This window comes from Allokutzneria albata (genome assembly GCF_900103775.1).
Classification (GTDB): Bacteria; Actinomycetota; Actinomycetes; order Mycobacteriales; family Pseudonocardiaceae; genus Allokutzneria; species Allokutzneria albata.
Map to the genome: position 1 here is coordinate 4,763,517 of NZ_LT629701.1, position 13,235 is coordinate 4,776,751.

Here is a 13,235-nt window from a genome sequence, read left to right on the forward strand (position 1 = left end):
GACAAAAGCGTATAGGTTTAGACCATTTGCAAGCCAATACGCCGAACGGCCCAGCGGCGGCGGTCAGCGGCCACCGTCGCCGGGCCGTGGCCGGTCAGCCGGTCGCGATGCTGAACACGTGCAACGCGCCCTTGCCGGTCAGCGAGGACGGCAGCGTCACGCTGCGCACGCGCTTGGCCGGATCGAGCGCGATCGGCGCCGTGCCGTAGAGGTGGACGCCGATGTGGTGCGAGGTGCCGCTCGTGGTGTTGCGGTAAGGCATGCGGAGCACGATGCGGTTGCCGTACTCCAGCGGATCCGATCCGGAACCGCCGCGAGCCCAGTCGGTGAAACCGAGCTCACCGGTGACGGACGTGCCATCTGTGTAGTTCACAGTTACGGTGCCCACAGCCTTGCCGTTGGTTCCGGTGCCGAGGAACGACAGCTTCGTGGCCCCGGCCGGGCCGTCGACGTTGATCGTCTGCCCGTTGGCGAAGACGTTGTCCAATTCCCCCGGCTCCGTGGCGGGCCAGTAGTGCGTGACCCCGTCGACGGTTACCGGACGACCGCCTTCGATCCCGCCCGCCGCAAGTGCATCTCTAGAGAAGCTGTAGCCGAAGCCGTCCAAGTTACCCACGGACTGCTCACTGTCCAGGGATGTGCCCACGTTGTTGAATGACGCGCGCAAGCTGCCCGGTTGAGCCACCAGCACTGTGATCGCCGAGTTCGACAGCACGGTGCCGTCCGTCGCGGTGAAGGTCACCGGGATGCGGTAGGTGCCCTCCGCCGTGCCCTGAGCGACCGTGACGGTCGCGAGCTGGCTGGCCTTCCCGCTCGTCGGCAGGGTCAGCTCGCCGGATGCCGGACTGACGCTCAAGCCCACCGGCGGGGAGCCGGTGTGGAATCGCACCTTCGCCCCCTTGCCGGAGAAGTCCTGCGCTCCGATGCGCGTCTCCCCTTTGGCTCCAGCGGCCACCACGACGCGCGCCGGGTCGAGGAAGCCGCGCTGGCCGTTCTCCCCGTCACGGAAGGACGGCGGGACCGAGTCTGCCGCGGTGCCCCACGTGCCTTGCGGTGTGGCGGAGAGCGCGAACTCGACCGTGCCCCCACGCTCCACAAAGGACTCTGGGAGCCAGGTTTGGTCGGTCGCGACGCCGTTGTACTTCACGCCGGTGACGTAGGGGACCTTGGTACCCGCGCCGGGCGCCTTGATGACGAGCTTCTGGCCCGTGGGTCGCGAGACCACGACCTCCTCGAACAACGGGCTGTTCAGCACCAGCTCCGCACGCCCGGGAATGACCGGGTACATGCCCATCGCGGCGAAGACGTACCACGACGACATCTGCCCGAGGTCGTCGTTGCCCATCAGCCCGTTCTCCTTGGGACCGAACAGGTCGTTCACCGCGCGCCGGGTGACCTCCTGCGTCTTGTGAGGCGCGCCCGCGAAGTTGTAGAACCACAGCGAGTGCATGATCGGCTCGTTGCCGAGGAACGCGTGCGGCTCCTTCGGCCCCGCGTTGAGCTTCTTGAAGAAGAAGTCCAAGCGCTTCACGACTTCGCCGTTGCCGCCCATCGCGTCGAAGAGCCCGCGCGCGTTGTACGGCACCATCCACGTGTACTGCGCGGAGTTGCCCTCGACCCAGCCATCGGGGCTCGCAGGGTTGAACGGCTCGACGAAGGACCCGTCGGTGTTGCGGTTCTGGATGTAGCTCGACGCCGGGTTGAAGACGTTCTGCCAGTACTGCGCGCGCCGCATGAACTGCGTGTAGACGGCGCTGTCGCCCAGCCTGCGGGCGAGGTCGGCGATCGCGAAGTCCGCGCTGGTGTACTCCAACGTGGTGGCGGGCGGACCCCAGACACCCTTGGCGCCGTTGGCGATGTAGCCCAGTCGCTGGTAGTCCTCAAGACCCGGCCGCTCCACGTAGCCCTGGGTCGGCTGCGTGGCACCGCGCAGCATCAGCAGCAACGCCTTGCGCGCGTCGAAGTCCTTGGCGCCGAAGGCGTACGCGCTGGCGACCATGATGTGGTACGGGTCGCCGTTCATCACGCCGGTGTAGCTGTTGGCGACCGTCCAGCGGTCCCAGGAGCCGCCCTGCTCGGCGAAGGCGATCATCGACCTGGTGATGTCCGACGCCTCCTTCGGCGCGAGCATCGCCAGCAGCTGCATCTCCGAGCGGTAGATGTCCCAGCCGGAGAGGTTGGTGTAGATCGCGCGTCCCGGTTCGACCCGGTGGACGCGCCCGTCGAAGCCGATGTAGCGGCCGTCGGCGTCGGAGAAGACGTTGGGCTGCACGAAGACGTGGTACAGGGAGGAGTAGAAGGTCGTGCGCTCCGCGTCGGTCCCGCCCTTGACCCTGATCGTGTTGAGCCGTTCGTTCCACGCGGCGCGGGCGGCCTCGGCGATCTGCTCGAAGGAGCGGTTCTTGTTCTCCGCCGCGACGTTGCCCTTGGCGCCGTCCACGGACACGAAGGACAGGCCGAGCTTGACGTTCACCGGCTTGCCGTCGTCGGCGAAGGTGACGAAGCCACCGGAGCCCGGGCCGGAGACCGTGGTCTCCTCACCGCGGTGCTGTTCCTGCGCCACGGGCCCGTCGGCGATCCTGGCGCCGATCTTCGGCTTGGAGCCGCCGCGCTCCAGCGCCCGCCCCGGGGTGACCGCCCCGTCCTTCCACGTGCCGATCGAGGCGAACGGCCGGTCGAACTTGGCGTGGAAGTACACCCGGTACTTGTTCATCTTCTGGCCGCAGAACCGGCCGCTGGTCGCCCAGCCGCTGATCTCGTCGGCGCCGAGGGAGATCTCGGCGTCGTCGGCGCCCATGATCGAGCCGGAGGTGTTGACCAGCAGGGTCGCCGGGCGGTTGGCGGGGAAGGTGAACCGGCCCGCGCCGCTGCGCTGGGTCACCGTCAGGTCCACCTTGGCGCCGGAGTCGAGCTGCACGCCGTAGTAGCCGGGAGTCGCCTTCTCGTTGGCGTGGGAGAACCCGGCGACGTAGCGGCCGGGGTCGACCGCGGGCGAGGTGGTGACCTCACCGGCGAACGGCATGAACGGGATGTCCTGGTAGGTCGAGCACCCCGCGCCGGAGAGGTGGGTGAGGCTGAAGCCCTTGATCCGGTCGTCCTCGTAGAAGTAGCCGCCGTGCTGGTGCTTCACGGTGTCCGGGCTCCACTGGACCATGCCGAAGGGCACGTCGGCGCCGGGGAAGGTGTTGCCCGCACCGCCGCCGGTTCCGTGGTCGGGTCCGCCTGGCTTGGTGCCGACGAACGGGTTGACCCAGCGGGCCAGGTCCTCCTTGGCGGGCTCGGCTGTCGCTGTCGTGGTGGTGAGCGGAGCGAGTACCACGGCTAACGCGGTCGTCAGGGCCGCCGGGACGCGCCAGCGGCGCAGACCGGCGGGGGAACTCCTCTTCAAGGCCCTTCGCCTCCTGGGTTCGGCATCGTTGCCAGAAGCCGTGCGCCTGACAACCTTGTCGGTTCTTCACCGACTGGCAGGCGCCGCGGTCAACACCCTTCGGAGGGTGTGTGGTTCGCGTCAAGAGCCGTCCGGGCGGTCTGTCTCGACGAGGTCACGGAAATGGGCCGAATGCCGTAACACCGCAAGGTCATTCGAGCTGTCGACCGCACCGATCCAGAGGCCGTCAGCGCGTTGCTCCGGTCGTGACAAGTTCGGCCACGACGGTTGACAAGCCCTTGAGGCGCGATGTTCCATTCGCCCCGATGACAACGTTGTCTGGATCCGGGTCACGCCGTGTGCGACGCGCCACGATGAGCGACGTCGCGCGGCTGGCCGGCGTGAGCATCAAGACCGTCTCGCGCGTGGTCAACGACGAGCCGGGGGTGCACCCGGCCACCGCGGAGCGCGTCCTGGCCGCCATCGAGCGGCTCGGTTTCCGGCGCAACCTGTCCGCGCGCAACCTGCGGCGCGGCTCCTCGACGGGCACCCTCGGGGTGATCCTGGAGGACGTCGGCAACCCCTTCTACTCGGTGCTCACCCGCGCCGTGGAGGAGGTCGCGCGCACCCAGGGCAGGCAGGTGCTGACCGGCTCGTCCGCCGAGGACCCTGGCCGGGAGCGGGAGCTGGCGCTGGAGTTCTGCGCGCGCAGGGTGGACGGGCTGATCGTGGTCCCCGCGGGCATACAGCACGGCTACCTCGTCCCGGAGATGCAGGCCGGGATGCCGGTGGTGTTCGTGGACCGCCCCGCGGGCGACGTGGTCGCCGACACCGTGCTCGTGGACAACATCGGCGGCACCGCGGAAGCGGTCAAACACCTTGCCGCACATGGACACCGGCGGATCGCCTTCTTCGGTGACGCCCCGGACATCTTCACCGCGAGCGAGCGGCTGCGCGGGTTCCGCGAGGGCTGCGCGCGCTCCGGGGTGCGCTACGGCGAGGACCTGGTGTTCATGGGCCCGCACACCGAGGCCGGGGTCGCGGCGCTGCTCGACCGCGTGCTGGGCGGCTCCGATCCCGCGACCGCGGTGGTCAGCGGCAACAACCGGATCACCGTGCACATGTTGCGCGCGCTCTACCACCGGCCCGCGCGGCCCGCGCTGGTCGGCTTCGACGACTTCGAGCTGGCCGACCTGCTGAACCCGCCGATCTCGGTGGTGCAGCACGACGCGTCCTTGCTCGGGCGGGCAGCGGCCGAACTGCTGTTCGCCCGGCTCGAAGGAGACAGTTCGCCGCCACGCCGGGTCGTTCTGCCGACCCGTTTGGTGGCCAGAGGATCAGGGGAGGTAAGCCCGTGAAGCCTGCTGGCAGGGCTGAACCAACGTCTCGGCAGCCTGTGACGCTCGCGGCCAACCAGCCGGACCGGTTCTACCGGGGCGGTGCCGCGATCGCCGAGCTGCGGGGCGCCGCGGACGCGGCGGAGTGGGGCCCGGAGGACTGGGTCGCCTCGATCACCACGCTCTTCGCGCAGCCCAGAGCCGGGCTCAGCACCCTGCCGGACGGAACACTGCTGCGCGACGCGGTCAGCGCCGACCCCGCCGCCTGGGTCGGGGCCGACCACGCGAAGGTGCTCGGCGACGACACCGCACTGCTGGTGAAGCTGCTCGACGCGGGCCAGCGGCTGCCGGTGCACGTGCACCCGTCCAACTCCTTCGCCCGCAGCCACCTCGGCTGCCGCCACGGCAAGACCGAGGCGTGGGTGATCGTCGGGACCAGCGGCCCCAACCCCACCGTCTACGCCGGTTTCCGCGAGGACGTGGACGCGGCGACGGTCGAGAACTGGGTGGCCGCGCAGGACTCCGAGGCGATGCTCGCCGCGCTGAACCCGATCCCGGTGAAGCCGGGCGACACCGTGTTCGTACCCGCCGGGCTGCCGCACGCGATCGGCGAGGGCGTGTTCATCGTCGAGCTGCAGCAGCCGACCGACTTCTCGGTGTTGTTGGAGTGGACCGGTTTCGCCGAGCCGGGCGATCCGAGCGCGCACCTGGCCATCGGCTGGGAGACCGCACTGACCTGCGTCGACCGCGACGGCTGGGGTGGGCGCGTCGACGACCTGGTGCTGCACACCGCCGACCGGCGTTCGCCGGTCGTGCCGTTGTTCACCGAGCAGACCGAGCCGTTCTTCCGGGCCGAGCGCATCCACGCGGACTCCGCGGTGGACCTCGACCCCGGCTTCTCGGTGCTGGTCGCCTTGGAGGGCAACGGAACCCTGCGCACCGAGCACGGTGGCGCGGTGCCGGTGAAGCGCGGTGACACGCTCGTCGTGCCGCACGCCGCCGGATCGTCCCAAGTGGACGGTGGGCTGGTCGTGGTGCGCTGCCGCCCGCCCGCCCCGGAGAAGGTGGAGGCGAGCTAGGCATGCCGCTGCTGGAAGCACGCACCATCACCAAGAACTACGGTTCGGTCGAGGCGCTGCGCGGCGCGTCGTTCTCCATCGACGCGGGCGAGGTCGTCGCGCTGATCGGCGACAACGGCGCAGGCAAGTCCACACTGGTCAAGTGCCTCGTCGGTGCCGAGCAGCCGACCTCGGGCGAGATCCTGCTGGACGGCGAGCAGGTCAGCTTCGACTCGCCGACCACCGCGCGGCGGATGGGCATCGAGACGGTGTTCCAGGACCTCGCGGTCGCCCCGGACCTCGACCCGGCGGCGAACCTGTTCCTGGGCCGGGAGATCAAGCGCAAGGGCCTGCTCGGCGCGCTGGGCATGCTGGACAAGGCCGAGATGCGCAAGCAGGCCGCCGAGCGGTTCACCACCTTCGGCGTGACGCTGCAGAGCCTGGACGTGCCGATCGGGTCGCTCTCCGGCGGTCAGCGGCAGAGCGTCGCGGTGGCCCGCGCGGTCGCGTGGGCGAGCAAGGTCGTCTTCATGGACGAGCCGACGGCCGCGCTGGGCGTCGTGCAGCGCGAGCGGGTGCTCGAGGTCATCAAGCGCGTGCGGGACAACGGGATCGCGGTCGTGCTGATCACGCACAACATGCCGGAGGTGCAGGCGGTCGCCGACCGCGTGGAAGTCCTCCGGCTCGGCAAGCGCGTCGCCCGGCTGACGGGGGCGGACATGAGCCTGGAAAACCTGGTCGGCGCGATGACCGGCGCTCTGACGCAGGAGGAGGCGGCCTGATGAGTTCCGCCGACGCACTTTTCTCCGGGGAGGCGCCATGAGCACAGGCACTTTGGACTACGAGTCCACCGTCAACACCGAGCAGCAGAGCCTCGGCAAGCGGCTGTTCTCCGCGAACACGCTCTGGACCGGCCTGGTCCTGGTGGTGCTCTACGCGGTGTTCAGCATCATGCGCCCGGACGCCTTCCTCACCCTGTTCACCTTCCAGACGCTGCTGATCGAGGCGGCGGTGCTGCTGGTGCTCACCGTCGGCATGACGTTCGTGATCATCACCTCTGGGATCGACCTGTCGGTCGGGTCGGTGCTGGTCTTCGCGGGCGTGGTCGGCGCGCAGGTGATGGAGGCGATGAGCCCGGGCGGGGACGCCACCGGCGCGGGCGCGGGCGTGATCGCGGTCGGTCTGCTGGCCACCGTGGCCTCCGGTGCGGTCTGGGGCCTGCTGAACGGGCTGCTGATCGCCAAGGCCAAGATCCCGCCGCTGATCGTCACCCTCGGCTCCTTCGGCGCGGCGCTCGGCGCGGCCCAGCTGCTCACCGGCGGCTCGGACGTGCGGACGGTGCCCGCGCAGCTGCGCGACTGGCTGGGCTTCGGCCAGACCGCGGGCGTGCCGCACATGGTGATCCTGGCGGCCCTGGTCGCGCTGCACGGCGCGTGGCTGCTGCGGACGACGAGGTTCGGTCGCAACAACTACGCGATCGGCTCCAACGAGGAGGCGGCGCGGCGCGTGGGCATCAACGTGACCGGGCACCTGGTCGCCACCTACGCCTACGTCGGTGCGCTCGCCGGGCTCGCCGGGTTCATGTCGCTGGCCTACTTCGGCACGACCACGATCTCCGGTCACTCCACCGACAACCTCAACGCGATCGCCGCCGTGGTGATCGGCGGGACCAGCCTCTTCGGCGGGGTCGGCACCGTGCTCGGCTCGGTGATCGGCGTGTTCATCCCGGCCGTGCTGACGAAGGGCTTCGTGGTGATCGGCGTGCAGCCGTACTGGCAGCCGATCGCGGTCAGCATCGTGCTCGTCGCGGCCGTCTGGCTGGACCAGGTGCGGCGAAGAGCGCGCAACAGCAGGTAGCAGCACAACCTGGCATCAGCACAACGAAGTGCGAGAAGGTGGGACTCTCAATGCCGCTCAACAAGAACGTGGTCCGGATCGGCGCCGCCGTCGCCGCGACCCTGGTGCTCGCCGCCTGCGGCGGGGGCAAGATCGGGGAATCTGGTGATGGCCAGGCTGGATCCAACAAGCCGAACAACAAGAAGCTCACGCTGATCACCGGCGTGAAGGCGGAGCCCTTCTACATCTCCATGCGCTGCGGCGCCGAGGCGGAGGCGAAGAAGGCCGGCTACGAGCTGAACACGCAGGAGCCGGACAAGTTCGAGGCCAGCCTCCAGTCGCCGATCGTCACCGGTGTGCTGTCCACCAAGCCCGCGGGCGTGCTCATCGCGCCCACCGACAACAAGGCCCTCGCCGCGCCGATGAAGCAGCTCACCGGCGCGGGCATCAAGGTCGTCGAGGTGGACACCGCGCTGGAGGACAAGTCCGTCGCGCAGTCCTCGATCTCCTCCAACAACGAGCAGGGCGGCCAGCTGGCCGCGCAGACCCTGGCCAAGCTCGTCGGCTCCGGGACGGGTTCGGTCCTGGTGCTCAACACCAAGGCGGGCACCTCCACCACCGACGCCAGGGCGAAGGGCTTCGAGGCGGAGATCAAGAAGTACCCGAACCTGAAGTACCTCGGCCAGCAGTACACCGACAACGAGCCCTCCATCGCGGCGCAGCGCGTCTCGGCGGCGCTGTCGGCGAACCCGGACCTGGTCGGCGTGTTCGCCACCAACCTCAACTCCGGTGAGGGCGCGGCGACCTCGCTGCGCAACGCGAACAAGCAGGGCGCGGTCAAGCTGGTCGGCTTCGACGCCAGCCCGAAGCAGGTCGACGACCTGCGCAACGGCGGTGTCCAGGCCCTCATCGCGCAGGACCCGGCGACGATCGGGTCCAAGGGCGTCCAGCAGGCCATCGCGGCGATCGAGGGCAAGCCGGTCACCCGCGACATCGCCACCGACCTGGTCGCGCTGACCAAGGACGACATGCAGTCGAAGTCCCAGTACTTCTACAAGCAGTCCTGCTGACCGTCTCCGTGGAGGGGTCGCCGGTGACCACCGGCGGCCCCTCTCGCGCGCCCGGCACACACCACGTCCGATCTCAACCCCCTCAGCGCGGAGTGATGGGAAGCGAGGCGGCGACTCGCTAACGAGTGATGGTCTTTCCACCGAAAAGGCGATCACGAGCACCGAACGGCTTACTACGCTCGCCTGCGTGCACCGACTGCTGGCGGCGGCTGATGACGCAACGGGTGACTTAGTCGCCATCCTGGGGACCGCGACGGCCGCCGTGGCCGTGGCGATCATCGGATACGCGGTGTGGCGGGTGCGCCGCTCCGCACTCGACGGCGGCGAGCGCTCGCTGCTGGACGGCATGCGGATGACCGCTCAGGCCCAGGACCTGAAGCAGAAGGCCAAGCGCAAGCAGCGGGAGCTGGCCGAGGACCCGCACGTCGACCAGGGCTGGCTCGGCCTGCTCGCGGACAAGGCCGAGGTCACCGCCAAGCAGGTCGACGAGCACCTCCAGCGCCAGCACGCCGCCCTGACCAGGGCACGCACCAGTTTCTGGGCCTCGACACTGGCGGGCGCGATCGGGCTGGTGCTCGTCTTCCTCGGCCTGTTCCTGGCCATCGACGACGTCCCGGACCAGGGGCTGGTGACCGCGCTCGCCGGTGCGGTTCCCGCAACCCTCGCCGGGCTGCTCTACTTGCTCTCGGCGCTCGCCGCGCGGGAGGCCGCCGACCAGTTCGAGAAACTGTGCGTGAACGTGCGCCGCACCGAGCTGATCCGCGAGACCCTGCGGCTGAGCACGCAGCTCGCCGACCCGTGGCGACGCGAGCGGGTGCACGCGGTGGTCGCACTGCAGACGGTGTTCCCGGACGCCTCGCCCGCCGAGGTGATCCGCCTCCTCGGCGAGCACCACGACGACGCGCCCACTCCCCCGCCGCCAAGGCCCGCGGAGCCGGAGCCCGAGACCTCGCTGGAGCTCTCGGACCGCGAACCGGCCGGCTAGCTCACTGCCGCAGCCGCACGCTCAGGACCGGGTTGTTCTCGAAGCGCTTCCACTGGTGGTTGTCCGCCTCGTCCGCCGCGCGCAGCCCCACGGTGACCGCGGCCGGCCCCTGCACGGCAGCCTCCTTGATCAGCGGGGTCACGTCGAAGGTGACCGGACCCGCCGGGCACGTGGCGTTGTAGCCCTTGGCCACCGACACCGTCGACAGCTTGGTCAGCCACTCCGGCTGCTTCTCCCACGTCGTGGCCTTGCCGACCGGCCCGGTGCGCCACAGCTCGACGGGCTGGGGCACGCACGACCACGACCAGTTCGCCATGCCGGTCACCGAGGCGGAGACGATCTCCCGCCCCGCCAGGCCCCTGGTGTCGAAGACGAAGAACGACCGCAGCCGGTGCTCGCCCGCGTCGTAGGTGCCCACCTTCGCCGGGCCCGCGGAGTTCCAGTAGGACACCTTCGCGAAGCCCGAGTCGACCATCGTCCAGTTCGGGTTGCCGCCCGTGAACGACAGCTCGACCGCGACCGGCCCGGACGTGCCGTCCGGGAGGCGCACCTCCGCGGCTCCCGGCGTCACGGCGTAGCGACCGGGCCTCCGCGCCTCATCGCCGCCCCGGGGCACCCTCACCAACGGCGTCCCGGCCGCGAACAGCGCTTGCCCCGCGCCGTCCACGAACTCCAGTGCGCCGTCCCGATCCAGGACCGCGACACCCGCGGTGTCCAGCGCGAAGCGCAGTGGACCCGCCGACGCCGCCTCGACCGTCAGCCGCACCCCGTCGGCGCGGACGCGAGCGATCACGTCCACACCCGGGGCGGCCTGGCGGTAGCGGGCCGTGTTCCCGTCCAGCTCCGGCTTCGGCAGCGGGCCGGGCCAGCGCACCGCGGCACTGCGACCGGTGTCGGCCAGCCGCAGCAGCGGTTGGTCCCCGCCGCCGGAGAGCCGGATCCCGGTCGTCGTCGCGCCTGGCGCCACGCCGTCCGCCGCCGGGCGCAGCGTGGTGTCGACCGGGACCCAGCCCTCCGGGGTGCGCACGCGCTCCGGGTGCACGGATCGGGTGGTGGTGAGGATGCCGCCGGGTTCGGCGACGGTGCGGGACCGGGCGTCCGTGGCCTCGGTCAGTTCGACCGGATGCCCCGATCGCCGTGCCTCCAGCAGTGCCGTCCGCTCCGCGGCGCTGGTGGAGGCGGCCGCCGCGGATGTGCACGCACACATCAGCACGACGGTCGCGATCGCCAGGAAACCCTTGCCCCGCAACACAGTCATTCGGTGATTCCGTCCGGGTCGGAAATGTGCCCACCACAGAACCTAACGACGGGAGTGCGTCAAGGGTTAGTACCCGATACGGCGTAACAGACCTTGGGCAAACGCCAGGACTCACATCACGCGGAGTCCAGCGACGCCACCAGTTCGTCGGCGGCGGCGAAGGGGTCGATCTCCGCGGCCACGACGCGCTCGGCCAGCTGCGCCAAGGCGGTTCCGCCCCGAACGTCGCCGAAGCGCGAGCGCAGCGCTGCCACGGCGATCGCCTCGATCTCGCTCTCGGCGCGCTTGCGGCGACGCTGTTCCAGCACCCCGTGGGCGGCCATCCAGTCGTGGTGCGCGTCGATCGCCGAGGCCACCTCGCCGACGCCCTCGGCACGCGCCGCGACCGTCTTGAGGACCGGCTGACGCCACATCGCGCCCTGGATCTCCTTGCGCCCCAACGAGATCATGTGCTTCAGCTCGCGGACGGCGCGGTCGGCGCCGTCACGGTCGGCCTTGTTCACCACGAACACGTCGCCGATCTCCAGGATGCCCGCCTTCGCGGCCTGGATGCCGTCGCCCATGCCGGGCGCGAGCAGCACGATCGTGGTGTCCGCGAGCGCGACCACGTCGATCTCGGACTGCCCGACGCCGACCGTCTCGATCAGCACGACGTCGCAGCCCGCCGCGTCCAGCACCCGCAGCGCCTGCGGTGTCGCCCAGGACAGCCCGCCGAGGTGGCCGCGCGTGGCCATGGAACGGATGAACACCTCGGGGTCCAGCGCGTGCTCGCCCATGCGGACCCGGTCGCCCAGCAGCGCGCCGCCGGAGAACGGCGAGGACGGGTCGATCGCCAGGACCCCGACCCGGTGCCCGCGCCCGCGCAGCGCGCCCACGAGCGCGGAGGTCGTGGTCGACTTGCCGACACCGGGTGAGCCGGTGAGGCCGACGACCCGTGCTCGGCCGGTGTACGGCGTGAGCGCGGCGGCGACCTCCCTCAAGTGCGGACTCGCGTCCTCCACCAGGGAGATCAGCCGCGCGACCGCCCGCGCCTGGCCTTCGCGGGCGCGCGAGACCAGATCGCCGATGTCAACGGAGCGGGGCACTCTGCTCGATCACTGCGCCTTCGGAACCCGGACGATCAGCGCGTCGCCCTGGCCGCCGCCACCGCACAGCGCGGCGGCACCGACGCCACCACCGCGGCGCTTCAGCTCCAGGGCCAGGTGCAGCAGGATGCGCGCGCCGGACATGCCGATCGGGTGGCCGAGCGCGATGGCGCCGCCGTTGACGTTGACCTTGTCCTCGGCCAGGCCCAGCTCGCGGGCGGAGACGACGCCGACCGCGGCGAAGGCCTCGTTGATCTCGACCAGGTCCAGCTCGGCCGGGTCGATGCCCTCCTTGGCGCAGGCCGCCTTGATCGCGTTGGACGGCTGCTCGTGCAGGCTCGCGTCCGGCCCGGCGACCACGCCGTGCGCGCCGATCTCGGCGATCCAGCTCAGGCCCAGCTCCTCGGCCTTGGCCTTGCTCATCACCACGACCGCGGCGGCGCCGTCGGAGATCTGCGACGCCGAGCCCGCGGTGATCGTGCCGTCGGCGGCGAAGGCGGGGCGCAGCTTGGCCAGCGTCTGCACGGTGGTGTCCCCGCGCACGCCCTCGTCGGAGCTGACCACGATCGGCTCGCCCTTGCGCTGCGGCACCGACACCGGGGCGATCTCCTCGTCGAAGATCCCCTTCTCGGCAGCGGCGGCGGCGCGCTGGTGCGAGCGGGCGGCGAACTCGTCCTGCTCGGCGCGGGTGAGGTTGTAGCGCGCGTTGTGCTTCTCGGTGGACGCGCCCATGGCGACCTGGTCGAAGGCGCAGAACAGGCCGTCCAGCGACATGTGGTCGGACATGGTCACGTCGCCGAACTTGTAGCCGGAGCGCGACTTCGGCAGCAGGTGCGGGGCCTGGGTCATCGACTCCTGGCCGCCCGCGACGACGATGTCGAACTCCCCGGCGCGGATCAGCTGGTCGGCCAGTGCGATGGCGTCGATGCCCGACAGGCAGACCTTGTTGACGGTCAGCGCGGGCACGTTCATCGGGATGCCACCGGCGACCGCGGCCTGGCGGGCGGGGATCTGGCCCGCGCCCGCGGTGAGCACCTGGCCCATGATCACGTACTGCACCTGCTCCGGCGCGACGCCCGCGCGCTCCAGCGCGGCCTTGATGGCGACGCCGCCGAGCTGTGCCCCGGAGAAGTCCTTGAGCGACCCCAGAAGCCGGCCCATCGGGGTGCGGGCGCCCGCGACGATCACGGATCCAGACACGTAGAACCTCCAGCGACGGTGCTCCGACTTTCTCCGAGC

General features: G+C 70.4%; 10 protein-coding genes. 6 read left to right on the plus strand and 4 right to left on the minus strand.

Annotated elements, in window-relative coordinates:
- Positions 1–94: 94 nt before the first annotated feature.
- Complete coding sequence (locus BLT28_RS21255) at positions 95–3,388, minus strand: GH92 family glycosyl hydrolase (RefSeq protein ID WP_231950369.1); 3,294 nt, start codon at positions 3,386–3,388, stop codon at positions 95–97.
- 353 nt (positions 3,389–3,741) lie between these two features.
- On the opposite strand from BLT28_RS21255, the gene BLT28_RS21260 reads away from it, so the two are divergent.
- The 6 genes from BLT28_RS21260 (at position 3,742) to BLT28_RS21285 (ending at position 9,653) form a co-directional block, all read left to right on the plus strand.
- Complete coding sequence (locus tag BLT28_RS21260) at positions 3,742–4,725, plus strand: LacI family DNA-binding transcriptional regulator (protein ID WP_030429009.1); 984 nt, start codon at positions 3,742–3,744, stop codon at positions 4,723–4,725.
- Positions 4,726–4,763: 38 nt separating this feature from the next.
- Positions 4,764–5,783: a class I mannose-6-phosphate isomerase gene (locus tag BLT28_RS21265; RefSeq protein ID WP_030429008.1), complete on the plus strand. Its 1,020-nt coding sequence runs from the start codon at positions 4,764–4,766 to the stop codon at positions 5,781–5,783.
- Positions 5,784–5,785: 2 nt separating this feature from the next.
- Positions 5,786–6,544 carry an ATP-binding cassette domain-containing protein gene (locus BLT28_RS21270; RefSeq protein ID WP_030429007.1) on the plus strand — a complete coding sequence of 253 codons (759 nt, stop codon included), beginning with the start codon at positions 5,786–5,788 and terminating at the stop codon, positions 6,542–6,544.
- A gap of 37 nt (positions 6,545–6,581) precedes the next feature.
- Positions 6,582–7,619, plus strand: coding sequence for an ABC transporter permease (locus BLT28_RS21275; protein WP_030429006.1), 1,038 nt, complete (start codon positions 6,582–6,584; stop codon positions 7,617–7,619).
- Positions 7,620–7,669: 50 nt separating this feature from the next.
- The gene (locus BLT28_RS21280; RefSeq protein WP_030429005.1) at positions 7,670–8,668 is read left to right on the plus strand and encodes an ABC transporter substrate-binding protein; all 999 of its coding nucleotides are present in this window, start codon (positions 7,670–7,672) and stop codon (positions 8,666–8,668) included.
- A 262-nt stretch (positions 8,669–8,930) separates the two neighbouring features.
- Positions 8,931–9,653, plus strand: coding sequence for a TRADD-N-associated membrane domain-containing protein (locus tag BLT28_RS21285; protein WP_157376095.1), 723 nt, complete (start codon positions 8,931–8,933; stop codon positions 9,651–9,653).
- A 1-nt stretch (position 9,654) separates the two neighbouring features.
- Here BLT28_RS21285 and BLT28_RS21290 read toward each other — a convergent pair whose 3' ends face one another.
- From BLT28_RS21290 to BLT28_RS21300, 3 genes are all read right to left on the minus strand, one after another.
- Positions 9,655–10,911 carry a DNRLRE domain-containing protein gene (locus tag BLT28_RS21290; protein ID WP_030429003.1) on the minus strand — a complete coding sequence of 419 codons (1,257 nt, stop codon included), beginning with the start codon at positions 10,909–10,911 and terminating at the stop codon, positions 9,655–9,657.
- Between the two features lie 116 nt (positions 10,912–11,027).
- Positions 11,028–11,996 carry a methylmalonyl Co-A mutase-associated GTPase MeaB gene (gene meaB, locus BLT28_RS21295; protein WP_030429002.1) on the minus strand — a complete coding sequence of 323 codons (969 nt, stop codon included), beginning with the start codon at positions 11,994–11,996 and terminating at the stop codon, positions 11,028–11,030.
- 9 nt (positions 11,997–12,005) lie between these two features.
- A complete protein-coding gene (locus BLT28_RS21300; RefSeq protein WP_030429001.1) occupies positions 12,006–13,196 on the minus strand; it encodes an acetyl-CoA C-acetyltransferase in 1,191 nt (396 codons plus the stop codon).
- Positions 13,197–13,235: the final 39 nt, after the last annotated feature.